General features: G+C 64.5%; 17 protein-coding genes and 1 tRNA gene. 12 read left to right on the top strand and 6 right to left on the bottom strand.

The genetic code is table 11. The annotated features are described in order from the left end of the window. Nucleotides 1–2: 2 nt before the first annotated feature. Both ACODS2_RS06565 and ACODS2_RS06560 read left to right on the top strand, forming a co-directional pair. On the top strand, nt 3–1,319 hold the full coding sequence (locus ACODS2_RS06565; protein WP_488998091.1) for a hypothetical protein: 1,317 nt from the start codon (nt 3–5) through the stop codon (nt 1,317–1,319). Beyond that, a complete protein-coding gene (locus ACODS2_RS06560) occupies nt 1,316–1,537 on the top strand; it encodes a hypothetical protein (RefSeq protein ID WP_488998090.1) in 222 nt (73 codons plus the stop codon). The genes ACODS2_RS06565 and ACODS2_RS06560 overlap by 4 nt, the downstream gene beginning before the upstream one ends. Before the next feature lie 14 nt (nt 1,538–1,551). Here ACODS2_RS06560 and ACODS2_RS06555 read toward each other — a convergent pair. From ACODS2_RS06555 to ACODS2_RS06540, 4 genes are all read right to left on the bottom strand, one after another. Continuing rightward, nucleotides 1,552–1,625 (bottom strand) — tRNA-Gly (locus tag ACODS2_RS06555). Nucleotides 1,626–1,740: 115 nt separating this feature from the next. Beyond that, on the bottom strand, nt 1,741–2,157 hold the full coding sequence (locus ACODS2_RS06550) for a PaaI family thioesterase (RefSeq protein WP_488998089.1): 417 nt from the start codon (nt 2,155–2,157) through the stop codon (nt 1,741–1,743). Continuing rightward, the gene (locus ACODS2_RS06545) at nt 2,154–3,062 is read right to left on the bottom strand and encodes an alpha/beta fold hydrolase (protein WP_488998088.1); all 909 of its coding nucleotides are present in this window, start codon (nt 3,060–3,062) and stop codon (nt 2,154–2,156) included. Before ACODS2_RS06545 ends, ACODS2_RS06550 begins: the two co-directional genes overlap by 4 nt. Next, nucleotides 3,062–3,487, bottom strand: coding sequence for a DUF4267 domain-containing protein (locus tag ACODS2_RS06540; RefSeq protein ID WP_488998087.1), 426 nt, complete (start codon nt 3,485–3,487; stop codon nt 3,062–3,064). Before ACODS2_RS06540 ends, ACODS2_RS06545 begins: the two co-directional genes overlap by 1 nt. A gap of 64 nt (nt 3,488–3,551) precedes the next feature. Between ACODS2_RS06540 and ACODS2_RS06535 the strand changes: the two genes are divergently transcribed. From ACODS2_RS06535 to ACODS2_RS06500, 8 genes are all read left to right on the top strand, one after another. Beyond that, a complete protein-coding gene (locus ACODS2_RS06535) occupies nt 3,552–4,463 on the top strand; it encodes a LysR family transcriptional regulator (RefSeq protein ID WP_488998598.1) in 912 nt (303 codons plus the stop codon). A gap of 81 nt (nt 4,464–4,544) precedes the next feature. After that, a complete protein-coding gene (locus ACODS2_RS06530) occupies nt 4,545–5,246 on the top strand; it encodes a glutathione binding-like protein (protein WP_488998086.1) in 702 nt (233 codons plus the stop codon). Further along, nucleotides 5,243–5,863 carry a 2-hydroxychromene-2-carboxylate isomerase gene (locus ACODS2_RS06525; protein WP_488998085.1) on the top strand — a complete coding sequence of 207 codons (621 nt, stop codon included), beginning with the start codon at nt 5,243–5,245 and terminating at the stop codon, nt 5,861–5,863. The genes ACODS2_RS06530 and ACODS2_RS06525 overlap by 4 nt, the downstream gene beginning before the upstream one ends. A 75-nt stretch (nt 5,864–5,938) precedes the next feature. Then, complete coding sequence (bchE, locus tag ACODS2_RS06520; RefSeq protein WP_488998084.1) at nt 5,939–7,642, top strand: magnesium-protoporphyrin IX monomethyl ester anaerobic oxidative cyclase; 1,704 nt, start codon at nt 5,939–5,941, stop codon at nt 7,640–7,642. Further along, entirely contained in the window at nt 7,639–8,214 is a 576-nt protein-coding gene (gene bchJ, locus ACODS2_RS06515; RefSeq protein ID WP_488998083.1) for a bacteriochlorophyll 4-vinyl reductase, read from the top strand. The genes bchE and bchJ overlap by 4 nt, the downstream gene beginning before the upstream one ends. 69 nt (nt 8,215–8,283) lie before the next feature. Beyond that, complete coding sequence (locus ACODS2_RS06510) at nt 8,284–9,459, top strand: iron-containing alcohol dehydrogenase (protein WP_488998082.1); 1,176 nt, start codon at nt 8,284–8,286, stop codon at nt 9,457–9,459. Beyond that, nucleotides 9,459–10,133 carry a TetR/AcrR family transcriptional regulator gene (locus ACODS2_RS06505; RefSeq protein WP_488998081.1) on the top strand — a complete coding sequence of 225 codons (675 nt, stop codon included), beginning with the start codon at nt 9,459–9,461 and terminating at the stop codon, nt 10,131–10,133. The genes ACODS2_RS06510 and ACODS2_RS06505 overlap by 1 nt, the downstream gene beginning before the upstream one ends. After that, nucleotides 10,126–11,742 carry an AMP-binding protein gene (locus ACODS2_RS06500; protein ID WP_488998080.1) on the top strand — a complete coding sequence of 539 codons (1,617 nt, stop codon included), beginning with the start codon at nt 10,126–10,128 and terminating at the stop codon, nt 11,740–11,742. The genes ACODS2_RS06505 and ACODS2_RS06500 overlap by 8 nt, the downstream gene beginning before the upstream one ends. Before the next feature lie 7 nt (nt 11,743–11,749). On the opposite strand, the gene ACODS2_RS06495 is transcribed toward ACODS2_RS06500, so the two are convergent. Next, nucleotides 11,750–12,700 carry a tetratricopeptide repeat protein gene (locus ACODS2_RS06495; protein ID WP_488998079.1) on the bottom strand — a complete coding sequence of 317 codons (951 nt, stop codon included), beginning with the start codon at nt 12,698–12,700 and terminating at the stop codon, nt 11,750–11,752. 171 nt (nt 12,701–12,871) lie between these two features. Beyond that, nucleotides 12,872–15,139 (bottom strand): TonB-dependent receptor, encoded by a 2,268-nt coding sequence (locus ACODS2_RS06490; protein WP_488998078.1) that lies wholly within the window; start codon nt 15,137–15,139, stop codon nt 12,872–12,874. Nucleotides 15,140–15,250: 111 nt separating this feature from the next. On the opposite strand from ACODS2_RS06490, the gene ACODS2_RS06485 reads away from it, so the two are divergent. Both ACODS2_RS06485 and ACODS2_RS06480 read left to right on the top strand, forming a co-directional pair. Beyond that, a complete protein-coding gene (locus ACODS2_RS06485) occupies nt 15,251–17,212 on the top strand; it encodes a flavin-containing monooxygenase (RefSeq protein WP_488998077.1) in 1,962 nt (653 codons plus the stop codon). Beyond that, nucleotides 17,209–18,438, top strand: a complete 1,230-nt coding sequence (locus ACODS2_RS06480) for a serine hydrolase domain-containing protein (protein ID WP_488998076.1) — start codon at nt 17,209–17,211, stop codon at nt 18,436–18,438. The genes ACODS2_RS06485 and ACODS2_RS06480 overlap by 4 nt, the downstream gene beginning before the upstream one ends. Nucleotides 18,439–18,489 lie beyond the last annotated feature (51 nt).

Below are 18,489 nucleotides of genomic sequence, written 5' to 3'. Positions count from 1 at the left end.
CGATGCCCAAGCCCACTCCCGAGCTGCGCCGCGCGCGCCTCGTCGCCAGCTCCATCAAGGGCCTCACGGTGAAGCCCGCCGCCGGCGGACGCCTGCTCTGGTACTGGGAACCCAACCGCGCCGAAAAGGCTGCCGGGTGGAAGCCCATCGCCTTCAAGGAAGATAAGCGCGCTGCCCTCGCCGGGGCCGAGCACCGCAATGCAGAAGTTGCCGCCTGGCGGCGCGGAGAGGAACCGGCCGAAGCCGCCGGCGATGCCGGCATCACGCCCGCGCCCGCGCCGCTGAAGCACAGCCAGTTTCAAACCATCCGCGAACATGCGGACCGCTACCGGACGCAATACCTCGTCCACAAGTCGCCCGGCCACCAGCGCACCGCTGGCAGCAACCTGAAGCTCATTTGCGATGTGTTCGGGGATCTGTTGCCCAGCGACATCCTGCCCCACCACATCACCAACTGGACCGATTCGCTGCGCGGGCGCGGGGCCTATACCCACCTCGGCCGCAAGGTGTCGGATACCACGGCGCACAATCGGCTGCGCACCTTCCGCGCGTTGCTCGCCTGGATCAAGAACCCGCACGAGAAGTTCAGCCAGCCCAAAGGCCGCAACCAGATTTGGGAGGCGGACGATCGCGCCGCGTTCATCGCCGCTGCCAACAATCTCGGCTATCCCCTCATGGCCCTCGCCATGAAGCTGGCATTCTACACCGGCCAGCGCACCGAAGACCTGCTCCAGTTCACCGAAGCCCAGCTCGTGCCGATGAACCACATCCTCGATGCGCAGGATCGCGCCGTCTTCACGGTGCGGCAGGGGCCGGACAAGGGCAAGGTCATGGGCTGGCTGCTGGTGCAGGGCAAGAGCAAGCACCGCGATAGCCCGGTCAGCATGCACATCCCGATCGAGCCGGAGCTGCTGGCCGAAGTGCGCGCCGCCCTCGCGCGCAACCGCGCCGTCGATCGCGCCGCCACCCCGCCACGCCTGCTCACGCACGTGCTGGTGAACGAGACCCCCGGCCAGCCCGGCGGGCAGCCTTGGCTCTATCGCCACTTCAACCGGCGCTGGAATGAAATCAAGGATCACGCGATCGAGAAGACCGGCCGCACGCACATGGATGATCTTGTCTGGCACGATCTGCGCCGCAGCCGCGTGGTAGAGCTGAAGCGTCAGGGCTACAGCCACGACCGCATCGCCACCCTCACCGGCCACGAACCCGGCAGCGTGGACGCCATCATGAAGGTCTACGGCCCCGTAGACAGCAACATGACCGTCGCCCTGCTGGCAGACAGCACCAAGAAATCACGCCAAAGGAAGAAGGCATGACCGATATCGCCGATCAGTTTATTGAGCTTGATCGCTTGATGATCGAACACAATTTCAACGTCGATAACCGCGCTCGCTTGCTGGCAATGTACCTCGTCGGCATTTTGCCGGACGACGCCTATGCCGAGCTGATCACCTTCCTCAAATCTGCCATTGCCGCGAAGAGTCAGAATTCTGACTCGGCAGGAGTCAGAACGCAGGCCCCTCACACCCTCTAAGTCATTGAAAGCGCTGGAGCGGGTGAAGGGAATCGAACCCTCGTATTCAGCTTGGGAAGCTGCTGCTCTACCATTGAGCTACACCCGCACACGGACCGGCTGATAGCCAGACTCGGCGGCTATGCCGGAGGCGCCGTATGGCGGGATCGCTGGCGCGCATCAAGCCCCTTTAGCATGCCGAACGGGCGGGCCAGCGCCCGAAGTTACCGCGCCACGATGCGAAACGTGCCGCTGGCCTTGGCGATGAGGGCGTCGTCCGCGAACACGCGGGCATCGGCGAAGGCGAGCGTCTTGCCGAGGCGGGTGGGGGCGGCGCGCACTTCGAGCCATTGGCCGACCTTTCCCGTGCTCAGGAAATCGACCGAGAGATTGATCGTCAGCGCCGAGGCATTCTCCAGCAGGAGCACGCAGGCGAGGCCCATCGCGTTGTCGGCGAGAGCCGAAATCACGCCGCCGTGCAGCAAGCCGCGTGCGTTGCAGTGGGGCGTGTCGATCCTCAGTGCGAGCACGAAGAGATCATCGGCCCGCCGCATGTAGAGCGGCTCCCATGGGTCGGTGACCGGGCTTTGGCGGAAGTGTCGTGCGAAGCCGTCGGGTATGCCGGGGGCGATGCTTGTCATGTCCGGTCCAGGAATGCGGTGATCGCTGCGAACACGAGCGCAGGGTCTTCGAGCTCCGGTGTATGGCCGAGCGCATCGAGGGTGACTTGCTCGACCCCGTCATAGAGCCGCGCGAGCGAGTGGGCGTTGCTGGCCGGGTGCGAGCCATCGGCGGCGCCCCAGATCGAGAGCATGGGCTGGGGCGGGCGCGGCAGTTCGGGGCGCGGGGCGAGGTAGATCTGGTAGGCGCTGGCAAGCGACCACATCGCGCCATGGCTGAAGGACCGCTCAGCGCATTCGCAGAAGTCCGCGACGCGTTCCTTGCGGCCGACCGAGAGCCCGTACCATTGCGGCATGCGGCGCGGGGCGAGGCGGCGCATTGCGAGCTGGCCGATGATCGGGCGGGCGAGAATGCCCTTGGGATCGCGCCCGGCCTTCCAGATTGCGAAGGCCTCCGTGCCGCCGCCCTGGATCAGGCACAAGTGGGAGGCGAGTTCCGGCATGCGGCGGGCGATATCTAACGCGGCGAGGCTGGCGGCGCAGGAGAAGGCGAACACGCAGCCGGACCCGCAGACCGCGCGGATGAAGCTGGCGAGGTCGTCATTGGTTTCGGTGAAGCCGAAGCCGTACCCGCTCGCGGCAGCAGTAAAGCCCATGGCGGGCAATTCGACCACCACGACGCGGAAGCGTTCGGAGAAAATGGCCAGCAGCGGGGCATAGACCTCGATGGTCATCGGGGGATCGACGGTGAAGACGATGGTCTGCCCTGAGCCAGCTTCCAGATAGCGATATTGCACCAGCGGGGTAGAATGGAAGCGCACCGCCGGGGTGGCCTTCGCGGGCCAGCCCGTGCGGAACCGGGCCATGCGCGCCGCGCCGTTCCACGTATCGAGGCGCGCGCCGAGCCGGGCCAGCAGACCGGGCATCAGGCGCTCCGTTCCGCAGCTTGACGGGTGGCCGCGCGCGAGAGGAAGAACCACGCCGCGACAAGGAACGCCGCGATGCCGAGATGGCGGGCGACGATTGCAGTCGGTGCGCCTGCATGCACGGTCAGCCAGGCATCGCCGAGCGGCATCACCAGCGCGGCGAGCGCTGTCCAGCGCAGCGCGGCGAAGTCCTGCCGGATCAGCAGGATCGTGGTGATAATCGCGATGAAGCCGGCGCGCAGGCCATAGACCTGGACCCATGCCGCCGCTTCCGCGCCCGCCAGCGGCAGGCCCATGTAGGTGGCAAAGCCGAGCGGATTGGCGAAGGTGCGAACTGCATTGAGGCCTTGCAATGCGGCGATGGCGGCGGCCAGCCAGAACCCGATAGTGCGCATGCCGCGCAGACCCGCCTGTCTGTCATTCATTGTGTTGATCTCCCACGATTGTCTGATGGGTTACGGCATTGCGCGGGTGCTGTAATTTTGCGATATCGCAAACCGCTTTCCTGTTTGCGCGAGGATTCGGGCCATCAGCGTCAATCCCCAGGACCTTGCCGATCTTATCGCCATCCGCGAGGCAGGCACGCTGAGCGCGGCGGCCAAGGCGCGCGGGGTGGCCATTTCCACCGTTTCGCGCCGGATCGAGACATTGGAGGCCGCGCTCGGCCTCTCGTTGGTGGACCGCCGCGCAGATGGCGTGCGGCTGACTCCCGGCGGGCTCGCGATTGCCGAGGCGGCCGAACCGCTGGCCGAGCAACTGCTGCGCGTGCGCCGGGTGGCGGACAGCTTGCGCAAGGGCGGGGCGCAGGTGCCGGTGCGGATATCGGCGACCGAGTTCGTGATCTCCGACGTGCTGGCCCCGGCGCTTGACCGGTTGTGGGCGAGCGGGGCGGATTTTCCGGTGCACCTGCAATCGCAGGCCGATGTCGTCAGCCTTGCGGGGCGTGACGCCGATCTTGCGATCCGCATGGTCCGCCCCGAAGGCGCGAGCCTCTATGCGCGGCGGCTGGCCGAGATCCGGCTGGGGTTCTTTGCGGCCCCGGCCTATCTGGCGGGGCGGGCGGCGGACACGATCGACCTCGGGGCTGAACGGCTGCTGGTCTATGATGACAGCTATGGCCGCCTTCCGGAACTGGAGTGGATCGCCCGGCGCGGGCTGGACGAGAGCGTCGTGATGCGCACGGGGAGCACGCGCGCGTTGCTGACGGCGGCGCTGTGCGGGGCCGGAATTGCCTTTCTGCCCGCACCATTTGCGGCACGGACGGGGACGCTGGTCGAAATTCCGCTGCCGGCTGCCCTGCCGACGCGGCAGCCCTGGCTGATCGTCCACCGCGATTTGCGCGGGCTGCCGGCCATCAAGCTGATCCAGAAGTGGATCGTGGCGACCTTTGCAAACCTGTAGGTTTTGGCAGGCGCGCGCGCCGTTGCATGCGCGCCGCCGCCGTGGGATGCCTTGCGCCGCTTGCCAGATGCAGGAGCGGTGATGATCGAATTGCTGAGCGCGCCCACGCCGAACGGGTGGAAGATTTCCATCATGCTTGAGGAATGCGGCCTTCCGTATGAGGTGAAGTGGATCAACCTCGGCAAGGGCGAGCAGTTCGCGCCGGACTTTCTGGCGGTAAGCCCGAACAACCGGATACCCGCGATCGTCGACCATGCCCCGGCTGATGGCGGCGAGCCTGTGCCCGTGTTCGAGACCGGGGCGATCCTGGTCTATCTGGCGGAGAAGACCGGGCAGTTCCTTCCTACTGATCTGCGCGGGCGCAAGGCGGTGATGGAATGGCTGTTCTGGCAAGTCGGCGGGCTGGGGCCGATGCTGGGGCAACACGGGCATTTTCGGCTCTATGCGCCCGAGCGGATTGCCTATGCCACCGAGCGGTACCGCGCCGAGGCGCTGCGGCTTTACGGGGTGCTCGACCGGCAACTGGCGCGGCAGGAGCATGTGGCGGGTGAGGCCTATTCGATTGCCGACATGGCCTGCTTCCCGTGGATTCAGACGTGGAAGGCGCAAGGGATTCCGCTGGAGGAATTTGCGGCACTGAAAGCGTGGTATGATCGGCTGAAGGAGCGCCCGGGCCTGCGGCGCGGGATGGCAGTGGGGCGCGAGCGGATCAACAAGCGGCCGCAGGACGATGCCGAGACGCGGCGGGTGCTGTTCGGGATCAAGAATGAGGAAAAGCCATGAGCGTGCGAGTCGAGTTTTTCTATGACCTGTCCTCGCCGTGGACGCGGCTGGCGTTTCACAATTTCCGCGCAGCCATTGCAGGGCGCGATTTGGCGGTTACCTGGCGGCCGTTTCTGGTCGGCGGGGTGTTCAACGCGGTGAACCAGAGCGTTTATGAAAGCCGCGCCAACCCGGACAATCCGAAGTTCCGGCTGAGCTTCGTGTGGCTGAAGGAATGGGCGCGGCTGGCGGGGCTCAGGATGAATTTCCCCTCGGAGTTCCATCCGGTGAAGTCAGTCCACGCCATGCGGTTTTGCTGCGCTTTGGCGGAGCAGCCTGAGGATTTGCTGCGCTTCAGCGAGGCGGCGTTCGAGGCCTATTTCGGCGACGCGCGTAATATCGATGATCCGGAAGTGCTGGAGGATATTGCCAATGCCTGCGGGCTTGATGGCGCGGGCCTAAAGGCGGCAGCGGGGAGCGATGCGGTGAAGGCGCGGCTGCGTGCGAACACTGACGAGGCGATTGCGCGCGGGGCTTACGGTTCGCCGACGATCTTCGTGGACGGCGCCTACATGTACTTCGGCAATGACCAACTGCCGCTGGTGATGCAGCGGATCGCGATGGTGGAGGCCGGCTGAGCGCAGTTGCGCTGGATCAATGATCCGGTGTCCAGAAGTGTGGAATTTCGATCTGTCCAGCTGGAGTGACAGATCATGCGCATTCTTCTTGTTCATCCGAATTACCATTCCGGCGGCGCGGAGATTGCGGGGAACTGGCCGCCTGCCTGGGCGGCCTATCTCGCGGGGGCCTTGCGCGGCGCGGGCTATGACGACGTCCACTTCATCGATGCGATGACCGACCATGTGGATGACGCGGCCCTTGAAGCGCGCATTCGCGAACTGAAACCCGATATTGTCGGCACGACCGCGATCACGCCTTCGATCTACAAGGCGGAGGAAACGCTGCGGATCGCCAAGAAGGTCTCGCCCGCGATCATCACGATGCTGGGCGGCGTCCACGCGACCTTCATGTTCAAGCAGGTGCTGACCGAGGCACCGTGGATCGACGTGATCGTGCGCGGGGAGGGCGAGGAGATCCTGCTCGATCTGGTGCGCTCCATCGACGATGGCCGCTGGCCGCTGGCGCGCCATGAAATCGAGGGCCTCGCCTTCCTCGACGGGCAGGACATCATCGCTACCAAGGCCGCGCCCACGGTGAAGGATCTTGAAAAGATCAAGCCGGACTGGGGCATTCTGGAGTGGGGCAAGTATATCTACATCCCGCTCGGCAAGCGGGTGGCGATCCCCAACATGGCGCGGGGCTGCCCGTTCACCTGCTCGTTCTGCTCGCAGTGGAAGTTCTGGCGTGATTACCGCATCCGCGATCCCAAGGCCGTGGTCGACGAGATCGAGACGCTGGTGAACGACCACGATGTGGGCTTCTTCATCCTGGCGGACGAGGAGCCAACGATTAACCGCAAGAAGTTCATCGCCTTCTGCGAAGAGCTGATCGCGCGGGGCCTGCCGGAGAAGATCCAGTGGGGCATCAACACACGCGTGACGGATATCCTGCGCGATGAGGAATATCTGGCGCTCTATCGCAAGGCGGGCTTGGTCCATGTGTCGCTCGGCACCGAGGCGGCGGCGCAGCTGAAGCTTGATCTGTTCAACAAGGAAACCACGGTCGAGCAAAACAAGAAGGCGATCCGCCTGCTGCGCGAGGCGGACATTCTCGTCGAGGCGCAGTTCATCGTGGGGCTGGAGAACGAGACGGCGGAGACGCTGGAAGAGACCTACCGCATGGCGATGGACTGGAAGCCGGACCTTGCCAACTGGTCGATGTATACCCCCTGGCCGTTCTCCAACTTGTTCGAGGAGCTGGGCGACAAGGTCGAGATCCACGATTTCGACAAGTACAATTTCGTCACCCCGATCATCAGACCCGCCGCGATGGACCGGGCCGAGCTGCTCGACCGGGTGATGAACAACTATCGCCGGTTCTACATGCGCAAGGCGCTGTTTTCCTATCCGTGGCAGGGGACGGGGTATCGCCGTAAATACCTGCTTGGGTGCCTCAAGGCGTTCCTCAAGGCGGGCTTCCAGCGCACGTTCTATGATCTGGGCCGAGTGAACTACTGGGGGCCGCAATCGAAGAAGGGCGTCGACTTCAAGTTCGACCGCACCCGCACCAACCACCGTGCCGAAACCGGCGACTGGCAAGCGGTGGCCGAGACCAGCCGGAAGGCAGCCAAGCGCGAGGCGGTGGTTCATGAGGCAGCCGGCGTGATCAAGGCTTGCGGCGGCGGGACGGAGCAACTGACCGACGAGGAAGCCGATGCGTTAAATGCGCTGCCCGCGAGGGGCGATATGCAGCCTACGCGCGGGGATGCGCCGGGGCGGAGCGGAGCGCATACATGACGGCGCTGGCCGGAAAGGTCGGCCCGAACGCGATCATCCAGCTCGCCGATGTGCTGGCCGACCGGATCGGGCTGGAGGAGCGCGCGGCGACATTGCGTGCGGCGGGGCTGGCCAAGTATCTCGCCGCCGATCCCGAACGGATGACCGACGAGCGCGAGGCGGCTGCGCTACACCGCGTGGTGCAATCGCGGCGTGCGGGCGATTGGGACGAGCTTTCGTGGGAAGCGGGAGAGCGGACCGCCGAGTATCTACTCGAAAACCGCATTCCCAAGGGCGCACAGTGGGTGCTGCGGCGGCTGCCGGCGGCGCTTTCGGCCCACATGCTCCTGCGTGCGATCCGTGCCCATGCCTGGACCTTTGCCGGTTCAGGGGCGTTTTCTGCGCGGATCGAGCGCGGCGCGGTGGTCATTTCCATCGCGGACAATCCGATCGCCATGCCGGGATGCCCGTGGCACCGGGGCGTCTTCACCCGGCTGTTTAGGGAACTGGTGAGCCCGCGCGTGCTGGTGCGGCACGATCACTGCTGCGCGCAGGGCGCCCCCGCCTGCAATTTCGTGATCGGCTGGACCTGATCACCAGTTGACCCGTATTCCACAATTGCTACCAAGCAGTATAAACAAAGCAATAGTGGGAGAGCGGCGATGGTTACAGCCTCACAGGTCATGCTCACGGCAACCGAGCGCGTCACATTGGGCGTCCCGGCAGCCGAAGCGGTCGCGCAGGAAGCGGCGGCGCGCGGTGCCAGCCGTGTGTTCATTCTCGCCAGCAGCTACCTCAATCGCCAGACCGACGAGATCCGCCGCATCGAGGCCGCGCTCGGCGCGCGCCACGCCGCGACGCACGACGGCATCCAGCCCCATGCACCGCGCAGCGATGTTCTGGCGGCGGCCAATGCCGCACGGGCTGCGGGGGCCGATCTAGTCGTCACCGTGGGCGGCGGTTCGGTGACGGATGCGGGCAAGATCCTGCTGATCTGCCTCAAGCACAACATCACCACCATCGAATGCTTCGACGATTACCGCGTGCGCGTGGACGATACGGGCGCGATGGTGATCCCCGAATTCGCCGGGCCGGATGTCCGCGCGATCTGCGTGCCGACGACGCTTTCGGGCGGTGAGTTCAATCCGCTTTCGGGCGCCACGGACGAGGCGATCAAGCTCAAGCAGGCCTATACCCAGCGCGAGATGGTGCCGGTCTGCGTCGTGCTCGATCCCGCGATCACGGTGCACACGCCCGAATGGCTGTGGCTCTCGACCGGCGTGCGCGCGGTCGACCATGCGACCGAGACGCTGGCCTCGTTCCTCTCCAACGATTTCTGCGACGGCATTGCCGACAGCGCGCTGCGGCTGCTCGCGGCGGGTCTCCCGGCGGTAAAGGCGGACCCGGCCGACCTCGATGCGCGGCTGAAATGCCAGATCGGCGCGTGGCAATCGATGATCCCGATCATTGGCGGTGTGCCGATGGGGGCAAGCCATGCCATCGGCCATGTGCTTGGCGGCACCTGCGATGTGCCGCATGGCCATACCAGTTGCGTGATGTCGCCCTATGTCCAGGCGTTCAATGCACCCGTCAACGGCGAGCGGCAGAAGCGCATCAGTGCCTGCCTCGGTGATGCTTCGCGCCCCGCGCCGGAACTGCTCGACAAGCTGATCCGCGGGCTGGGAATGCCGCGCAGCCTCAAGGAAGTGGGCGTGCGCGAGGACCAGCTCCAGCTGATCTCCGAATACACGCTGGAAGACATCTGGGGCCGCACCAATCCGCGTACGATCAAGACGGCGGCTGACGTGATGGAAATCTTGCGGACCGCGATGGGCTGATGCACAAACTCGCCGACCTGACGGACATGGCGGAGCTGATGGACAAGCCGAAGAAGAAGCGCGCCGCATCCCAGCTCAAGGATGAGATCACAGCCTACAAGCGGCGGCGCATCCTCGAGGAAGCGAGCCACTTCTTCTTCCTCAACGGCTATGAGGCGACGACGCTGGATTCGGTGGCCGAGCAGCTCAATGTGACGAAGCCCTTCATTTATTCGTACTACAAGAACAAGGGCGAGCTGCTCTACGAGATCTGCCAGACGGGCATCCAGCTTTCGCTGACCGCGCTGGAAGAGGCGCTTTCTGTGGAAGGCACGGCGAGCGAGCAGCTGAAGATCGTGGTCGAGCGGGTGGCGCGGATCATCATCGAGAACCAGCGCTATGTGACGGTCTACCTTCGTGAGGAAAAGAGCCTGCTGCCCGAAGACGCGCGGCGCATCCGCGATCTGCGCCATACCTTCGATACCAAGCTGGCAGCGCTGCTGGAGAAGGGGCGCAAGACTGGCGAGTTCGATGTGGCGGCGCCTTCGCGCACCGCGATCTGGGTCTCGGGCCTCTTGAGCTGGATCGCGCTGTGGTATCACGAGGGCGGGCGCTGGTCGGCCACCGAAGTGGTGATGGACGCGATCAGCATGGTGCAGAAGATGGTCCAGCCGGCAGGGGGCAAGCATGCCTGAGGCGAAGGGCCACACCGATCCGCGTGTGCTGGATCGTCGCCGCTGCGTGCTGCGCTACCTGATCGATGATTTCGCGGCCTCGCAGCCTGAGGCGGTCTATGCCGTGTTCGAGGATGGCGGACAGTGGACTTATGCCGAGCTGCGCGCGCAAGTGGTGCGCAAGGCGGCGGGGCTCGCAAGGCTGGGCGTGAAGCGCGGCGATCATGTCGCCGTCTGGCTGCCCAACGGGCGCGAGGCGTTGATCACGTTTTACGCGATCAATTACCTCGGCGGCGTCTTCGTGCCGTTCAACACCGCCTATCGCGGGTCGATCCTCGAGCATGTGCTGGCTAATTCGGATGCCACCGTGCTGGTGGCGCATGGCGGACTGCTGGACCGGCTGGAGGGAGCCGATGCCGCTGCTGTCACCACCATCGTCCAGCTGGGCGCGGGCACTGCGCCTGCGCGCTTTGCCGTCCACGCATTCGAGGATGTGACCGGCGAGGAAGCCGATCTGGCCCCGCTGGATCGCCCGATCGAGCCGTGGGACACCCAGTCGATCATCTACACTTCGGGCACGACCGGGCCGTCCAAGGGCGTGCTCTCCTCCTACCTCCACCTCTACACCAATGCCGGGCCGGAAAGCTGGCACTTCGTGGGCCGCGAGGACCGCTTCCTCGTCAACATGCCCGTGTTCCATATCGGCGGGCTCGGCATTCCTTTCGTGATGCTGGCGCGCGGCGGTTCGATTGCGCTGATGGAGAACTTCTCCACCGACACCTTCTGGGATTTCGTGAAGCGCACCGGCTGCACCACGATCTTCCTGCTGGGCGTGATGGCGACTTTCCTGATCAAGCGTCCGCCTGGGCCTGAAGACACCGATCATGGCGTGAAGAAGGCCTTCATGGTGCCGCTGACCGAAGCGGCGGGGCCGTTCCACGAGCGCTTCGGGATCGATGTCTACACGATCTTCAACATGACCGAGATTTCCTCGCCCATCGTCTCCGAGCCCAATCCGGTGAAGCTGGGCACGTGTGGAAAGATCCGCCCGGGGGTCGATGTGCGGCTGGTCGATGCCAACGATTGCGAAGTGCCGGTGGGCACGGTGGGCGAGATGATCGTGCGCACCGACCGGCCCTGGGCGATGAACCACGGCTATCACAAGAACCCCGAAGCCACCGCCAAGGCCTGGCGCAACGGCTGGTTCCACACTGGCGACGCGTTCCGCTGCGATGCGGAGGGCTATTTCTACTTCGTCGACCGGGTGAAGGACGCGATCCGCCGGAGGGGCGAGAACATCTCCTCGTTCGAAGTGGAGAGCGATGTCACTGCGCACCCCGATGTGCGCGAGGCGGCAGTGATCGGCGTGCCGAGCGAGTATTCGGAAGATGAGGTGATGGCCGTGATCGCCCCGGTGCCGGGCGCTAGCATCGACCCGGTAAAGCTCTCGGAATTCCTCGCTGCGCGGATGCCTTACTTCATGGTGCCGCGCTATATCCGCATCCTGCCCGAACTGCCCAAGACGCCGACTGCCAAGGTGATGAAGGCCGAATTGCGCGCCGAAGGGATCACGCCCGATACATGGGACCGCGAAAAGGCAGGGATGCGGCTGAAGAAAGAGCGGCTTTAGGCGACGTTCACAGCTTCTCTTTTTCAGCGGCGCTTCGGGTAGCTTGCATCAGATTCAGCAGAGCCTGCTCATCGGCCCGACTTTTGTCGGTAGCCGAACTAAGCGCGACTTTCTGGTATCCGATTGCTGCATCAAGGCCGCTGAGATCGCCGCGTACATGCGCGGACATCCAGCCTGCGAACAGCCACTTGGCCAGTAGCGGCGCGGCGTCGCGTCGGCCACCCTTGAATGCCTGTTCCAGAAGCGCTGCGGCCTTTGCCTGACTTCGTTCAACGCCATCGCCGTTCCAGTAGATCTGCCCGAGAACGAACTGCGCGTTCGGCTGGCCTTGAGCGGCCGCGAGCTCGTACCAACGACGCGCTTGTACGATATCTTTCGGGACACCGACGCCTGTCAGAAAGAGATTGCCCAGATCGGTCTGTGCATTCGGTTCGCCCAACTCCGCACCTTGCTTGCAAAGCGCAGCTCCCTTGGTTTCGTCCTTTGGGACCCCTTTGCCTGCGATGTAGAGATTGCCGAGCGCACACATCGATTTGGCATAGCCTCTCCCCACGGCCTGTCCGTAAAGTGCCGAAGCCTTGGCTAGATCCCGCGGCACACCGCCGCCGTTCTCGTAACACAGCGCAAGGTTGTGAAGACCATCGGACCGGGTTGCGGCCGACTTGGCAAACCACGCGCAGGCGGCGACTTCATCCTTCAGTGCAAAATTGAAGACCTCGCCCAGCATCTCCTGCGCGTCGGATCGACCGTCAGTCGCGAGAGCTTCGAGGCGGGACCTGGCATCTGACTGCCCGCTCAGCCATTTGCGTCCCAGATCCAAGACATCGGCTCCGATGCTTGCATCCGTGACACCGGGTGACGCTGCTATAGGGGCGGGATCAGCATTCGCCACCGCCACGCTTGGTGGAGCCAGCAAAATCAGGTTTGCGGTCAGAAAACGGAAAACGGAACGAGCCATACGAGGCATCGTAGATCCTCGTAGCCCTGCAGCGCAACTGGCCGTCGGCTTGAACAGGACAATCATTTCCCACCCCGCTCACCCTGTGCCTGTCGAAGGGTAATGGCGCAGCGGTTGCGCCAGACGCTTCGACAAGCTCAGGGTGAGCGGAGTTGGGGAGCAATCAGATCCTCAGAAGTTCACCCCGAGCGTCACGCCATAGGTACGCGGCGGGGCGACCGAGCCGACGCGGACGCTGCTGAACAGCGGGGCGGTGATGATATTGTTGGTGATGACCAGCTTGTTGGCGAGGTTGCGGCCCCAGACGTCAACCGACCACTTGTCGTTCGCCGAGGTGAAGCGCAGTCCCGCGTTGATCAGCGCATAGGGCGCCTGCGTCGCGTCGGCATTGTTGAACTCGGTGAAGAAGACGCGGTCCTGCCAGTTCACTTCGGCGCGCGCGTTGAGCTTGCCCGCCGAACCGATGGGAATGTCGTAGTCCGCACCAGCGCGGAACGAGAATTCCGGCGCGTTGGAGAGGCGGTTGCCCGCCACGCTGATCTGCTTGAAGGCCTGCCGGTAATCGCCGGTGGTGAACTTGCGGTACTTGGCATTGAGGTAGGTACCGAAGAGTTCGAGCGTCAGGCCCGGCAGCGGCTTGGCGCGCAGTTCGGCCTCGATGCCATAGTTGCGGGCCGATGCGGCATTGACCGTGGTGACGACGCTGCTCGCATCGACGAAGCCGACCTGCAGGTCGGTGTAGTTCATGTAGAACGCGGCAAGATTGGCCTGCAGCTTGCGGTCCGCCGTCGCGGTCTTGAGGCCGACTTCGTAGCTCCAGACGTATTCGGGGTTGATCACGTCGTTGCGCGAGCCGACGTTGATCACGCCCGATTTGAAGCCGCGCGTGACCGAGGCATAGACCAGCGTCGCATCATTGGCCTGATAGTTGAGCGTCACCGTGGGGGTGAAGGCGTTCCAGCTCTTGGCCTTGTCGGTGTTCACGCTGCCAAGGAAGTCGAACGTGCCGACGCCTTTGCGCTTTTCGTGGCTGAAGCGGCCGCCGGCGGTGAGCTTGAGCTTGTCGGTCAGCGCGTAGGAGCCCTGCGCATAGAAGCCCAGTGCATCGATAGTGACAGTGCCGTTCTGCAGGTAGTTGAGGCTGTCGAAGGCGTTGTCGGGGACGAACGGCGGCACCTGGCCGGCGATCTTGAGCAGCACGGCAAGGTTGGTCAGCGGCACGCGAACTTCGCCGTAGAGGTTCTCATGGAAGTACATCGCGCCCAGCAGCACATCGAGCTTCTCGGTCTTGTAATGGCCGACCAGTTCCTGGCTGAAGGTCTTGCTGTTCTCGATGTAGTTGTTCTGCCCGAACATGTTGGCGTCGGACGCGTCGAGGTCGTCGCGGTTGAAGCGCTTGAACTTGTGGTACGAAGTGATCGACTTCACGTCCCAGTCGCCCGGCGTCCACGCGATGGTGCCGGTGAAGCTGTGGCCGTCACGCTGGTTGAGCGGTTCCTGATCGGACCAGATGTTGCGGATATTGGCGGGGCGGCCTGCCGCTGCCGCGACCGTGAACAGCGACTTGCCGCCGAGGATCGAGCCGAGCAGGTTTTCCGGCGCCACCGTGGGGCCGAAGTAGTGGAACGCGTAGTTGCTGTCGTCCTCGTGGAAGTATTCGCCCGAGAGCGTGATTTCCACGTCGTCCGCAGGCCTCGCGAGGATCGTTCCGCGCAAGGCATAGGCATCGCGGTTGTCGATGTCCTTGCCGGTAAACTCGTTGATGCCATAGCCGTCGCGGCGGTCGTACTTGCCCGCGATGCGCACCATCAGCTTGTCGCCCGAGATGGGACCACCAACCGCGCCTTCGATGGCGACCGCGTTGTAGTTGCCATAGCTGCCGCGCAGGTAGCCATCGAGCTGGTCGGTCGGCTTCTTGGTGATGAGGTTGATCGCGCCCGCTGTCGCGCCGCGGCCATAGAGCGTGCCCTGCGGCCCGCGCAGCACTTCGACGCGTTCGAGATCGTAGAAGCCCGAAAGCTGCGCAGCGGGGCGGGCGATCTGGGCGCCGTCCTGCAGGAAGGCAACGCCGCCGTCTGCGCCGAGATCGATCGAGGTGAGGCCGATGCCGCGGATGAAGATGCGGTTCACGCCGAACTGATCACCCACCGAAAGGTTGGGGATCGCGGTGGCGAGCGACTGGACGTCCTTGACCCCGCCAACGCCGAGATCGGCGGCCGAGACGGCGGAAACCGAAGCCGCGACTTTCGACAGCGATTCCGAGCTGCGCGTGGCGGTCACCACGATATCGGCAAGGCCCTCGGTCGGCTGAGCGGCAGTCTGGGCGGCTTCCTGCGCCACGGCGGGCGCGGCGATCAGCGCGCCGCCTGCGAGCAGCGCGGCCAGCGCGGTACGGCGCAGATTCGAATCGACACGTGCGGAAAACTGGCTGCGAACCATCTTCTATCCCCTCATCCCCCGCAGTATTGAAACTGCGTACCTTTTTTATCTACTGGTGCGTAGATACCTGTTCCGCTAGGTAGATGGCAAGTGATAATCAGGGAGAGTGGCTTGACCACGCTGAAATTGGAAAGCCTGGCCCCGGCCGGAGACCCGGTCGATCTGGCCGCGCTCGCTGCCGATCCTGCTGCCCTGCGCGCCGCTCTGGCAGAAGCCGACGCTGCCACGCTGATGCTCGTGCTGGTCCAGCTGACGGGCGATCACGGCCTGCTTGATCGCGCACGGCCGCACATCACCGGGCCGATGAACTACCACGAGACGATGCCCGACGACTTGCGTGCGGAAATCCGCGAGCGGCTCGAGGCGACGCTGCTCGATTACGCACGCACCGGCGATCCGCTGCCGCCGCTGCCCGAAGGCGATTTCCTGCAGGACATGCTGTCCACCGCCGTCGGCGAGCACGTGAGCGCGGACTATACCGCGATGATGCGCGAGGATCTGGAAGCCGCCCAGCCCGATCCGCGCGGGCTGATCTGGCGCAAACGCCCTGCGCCCGCCGCGCTCGAAAGTTTCCCGGTGGTGATCATCGGCGCCGGCATGTCTGGCGTGTGCGCCGCGATCCGGCTGGGGCAGGCGGGCATTCCCTACACGCTGATCGAGAAGAACGCGGCGGTCGGCGGTAGCTGGTATGAGAATTTCTATCCGGGTTGCGGGGTCGATACCCCCAACCACTTCTATTCCTACTCGTTCGAACTGAACCACGAATGGTCGCACTTCTTCGCCAAGCGCGACGAGCTGTGGACCTATTTCGAGCGCGCGACCGACAAGTACGGCATCCGCGAGCATATCCGCTTCGAGACCGAAGTAAGCGCCGCAACCTATGATGCGGCCACAGGCACCTGGGACGTGGCGACGCGCGATGCCTCCGGCGTGGTCAGCCACATCAAGGCGCGCGCAGTGATTTCGGCGGTTGGCGTGCTCAACCGGCCCAAGCTGCCCGATATCGCGGGGCGCGAGACTTTTGCCGGCACAGCGCTCCACACCGCGCAGTGGCAGGAGGGGCTGGACCTCAAGGGCAAGCGCGTGGTGATGATCGGCACCGGTGCATCGGGCCAGCAGGTCGGCCCGACGATCGCGCCCGATGTGGCAAAGCTCACCATCCTGCAGCGTTCGCCGCATTGGGTGGTGCCCAATCCCAATTACTTCGCCGAAGTGTCCGAAGGGATGAAGTGGGTGCTCGCCCACGTGCCCTTCTTCGCGCGGTGGTACCGCTTCCAGCTGTTCTGGGCCTTTGCCGATGGCCTCCACGCCTCGTTGCAGGTCGATCCGGCGTGGGACGATGGCGGCAAGTCGATCAACCAGGTCAATGCGCGGCACCGCCAGTTCATGGAGCGCTATCTGCGCGGCAAGCTGGCGGGGCGCGAGGACCTGATCGCCAAATGCACGCCGAGCTATCCGCCCTATGGCAAGCGCATCCTCGTCGATAACAATTGGTACGACATGCTGCTGCGGCCCAATGTCGATCTGGTGACGGGGGTACCCGCGAAGATCGTGCCCGAAGGCGTGGTCATGGCCGATGGCACGCTGATCGAGGCCGATGTGATCGTCTACGCGACCGGTTTTCAGGCCAGCAAGATGCTCGCGCCCATGACGATCACCGGCGAGGGCGGGCGCGATCTGCACGCCATCTGGGGGCCCGACGATGCGACTGCCTATATCGGTACGATGGTGCCGGGCTTTCCCAACTTCTTCATGCTGATGGGGCCAAACACCGGGCTCGCGCATGGCGGCAACGTCATCTTCATTACCGAATGCCAGATGCGCCTGATCCTCACCGCGTTGCGTGAGGTGATGGAGACCGGCGCCAAGGCCATCGATGTGAAGCCGGAAGCGCACGATGCCTATGTCGCCGATGTCGATGAGCGGCATGCCCGCATGGTCTGGACCCACAAGGGCCTCACCAACTGGTATCGCAACGATGCTGGCCGCGTCTTTGCGCTTCTGCCCTATCGGCTGGTCGACTACTGGAAGATGACCAAGAACTTCAAGCCAGAGGATTTCAGCCTGACATGAGCGCGATTGCGATCGAACTGGCCGATGGCCGCACGATTTCCGGCAGCTGCGATGCGCAGTTCACCGGGGTGCTGGCCGAGTTTCGCCGCAATTTCGAGGAACGCAAGGAAGTCGGGGCGAGTGTCGCCATCACGCTTGGCGGCCGTTTGGTCGTCGACCTGTGGGGCGGACAGGCGCGGCCTGCCACAGGCGAGGACGCTGCAGAGCCCTGGGCGCGCGATACGGTTTCGATCGTCTATTCGTGCACCAAGGCGGCGACGGCGCTGTGCCTCCATCAACTCGTCGATCAGGGCAAGATTTCCTACGAGACGCTGGTCGGCGATATCTGGCCGGAATTCGCCAGCGGCGGCAAGGAAGCAACCACCGTCGGCATGATGCTGGCGCACACTTCACCCGTCCCCCATTTGCGCGACCCCATCCGCACGGGCGGGCTTGTCGACTGGGACTACATGACCGCGCGCGTCGCAGCCGAGGCCGCGCACTGGGAGCCGGGCACGCGGCAGGGCTATCACGGCGTAACCTACGCATGGACGGTGGGGCAGCTCGTCCGGCTCGTTGCGGGCATGCCGCTGGGGCAGTTCTTCCGCGAAAACGTGGCGGGGCCGCTTGGCCTCGATTTCCATATCGGCCTCCCGGAAAGCGAGGAGCCGCGTGTCGCGCCGATGATCGCGCCCGATCCGGCGGAAGTGAACTTCACCTCGGCCTTCTTCCGCGCCGCGACCACGCAACCGGGGAGCTTGCCCAACTTGTTCCTCACCAACCTTGGCGGAGCGGACTTCAACTCGCGCGAGGTTCATGCGGCGGAAATCGGCAGCGCCAACGGCATCACCAATGCGCGCGGGCTTGCCGGCATGTACGCACCGCTGGCGAACGGTGGGGGCACCCTGCTTTCGCCCGACCGGGTACACCGCATGGGCCGCGTCAGCGCCGCGACGCACAGCGACGCGGTCCTGTGCCAGCCGATGCGCTTTGCCATGGGCTTCATGATGAGCACCGACAACCGGGCATCCGGCGGCGATAGCCTGATCCTCGGCGAGAGCGCATTCGGCCATGTCGGCATGGGTGGCAGCGTGGGCTTTGCCGATCCAGCGCAGGGGCTGAGCATGGGCTACACCATGAACCGGATGGGTGCAGGCATTCTCGTCAATGCACGCGGACAGGCGCTGATCGACGCGGCCTACCGGGCCGTGGGCATGGCTTCGGATGCAAGCGGGGCGTGGCGATAGCGGCGCGGCCGGCATGCGCCAATTTCCCTATCAGGCAATGGTTTGACATAA

The sequence above is a fragment of the Novosphingobium sp. FG137 genome, from assembly GCF_057809735.1.
This window is presented reverse-complemented; position numbering and strand designations above follow the sequence as displayed.

Excerpts from the sequence above, each read along its gene's own strand:
- ACODS2_RS06525 (WP_488998085.1), top strand. The coding sequence starts at position 5,243 with ATGAGCGTGCGAGTCGAGTTTTTCTATGACCTGTCCTCGCCGTGGACG.
- ACODS2_RS06490 (WP_488998078.1), bottom strand. The coding sequence starts at position 15,139 with ATGGTTCGCAGCCAGTTTTCCGCACGTGTCGATTCGAATCTGCGCCGT.
- ACODS2_RS06545 (WP_488998088.1), bottom strand. The coding sequence starts at position 3,062 with ATGCCCGGTCTGCTGGCCCGGCTCGGCGCGCGCCTCGATACGTGGAAC.
- ACODS2_RS06560 (WP_488998090.1), top strand. The coding sequence starts at position 1,316 with ATGACCGATATCGCCGATCAGTTTATTGAGCTTGATCGCTTGATGATC.
- ACODS2_RS06510 (WP_488998082.1), top strand. The coding sequence starts at position 8,284 with ATGGTTACAGCCTCACAGGTCATGCTCACGGCAACCGAGCGCGTCACA.
- ACODS2_RS06480 (WP_488998076.1), top strand. The coding sequence starts at position 17,209 with ATGAGCGCGATTGCGATCGAACTGGCCGATGGCCGCACGATTTCCGGC.
- ACODS2_RS06550 (WP_488998089.1), bottom strand. The coding sequence starts at position 2,157 with ATGACAAGCATCGCCCCCGGCATACCCGACGGCTTCGCACGACACTTC.
- ACODS2_RS06500 (WP_488998080.1), top strand. The coding sequence starts at position 10,126 with ATGCCTGAGGCGAAGGGCCACACCGATCCGCGTGTGCTGGATCGTCGC.
- ACODS2_RS06565 (WP_488998091.1), top strand. The coding sequence starts at position 3 with ATGCCCAAGCCCACTCCCGAGCTGCGCCGCGCGCGCCTCGTCGCCAGC.
- ACODS2_RS06505 (WP_488998081.1), top strand. The coding sequence starts at position 9,459 with ATGCACAAACTCGCCGACCTGACGGACATGGCGGAGCTGATGGACAAG.
- ACODS2_RS06530 (WP_488998086.1), top strand. The coding sequence starts at position 4,545 with ATGATCGAATTGCTGAGCGCGCCCACGCCGAACGGGTGGAAGATTTCC.
- ACODS2_RS06495 (WP_488998079.1), bottom strand. The coding sequence starts at position 12,700 with ATGGCTCGTTCCGTTTTCCGTTTTCTGACCGCAAACCTGATTTTGCTG.
- ACODS2_RS06540 (WP_488998087.1), bottom strand. The coding sequence starts at position 3,487 with ATGAATGACAGACAGGCGGGTCTGCGCGGCATGCGCACTATCGGGTTC.
- bchJ (WP_488998083.1), top strand. The coding sequence starts at position 7,639 with ATGACGGCGCTGGCCGGAAAGGTCGGCCCGAACGCGATCATCCAGCTC.
- bchE (WP_488998084.1), top strand. The coding sequence starts at position 5,939 with ATGCGCATTCTTCTTGTTCATCCGAATTACCATTCCGGCGGCGCGGAG.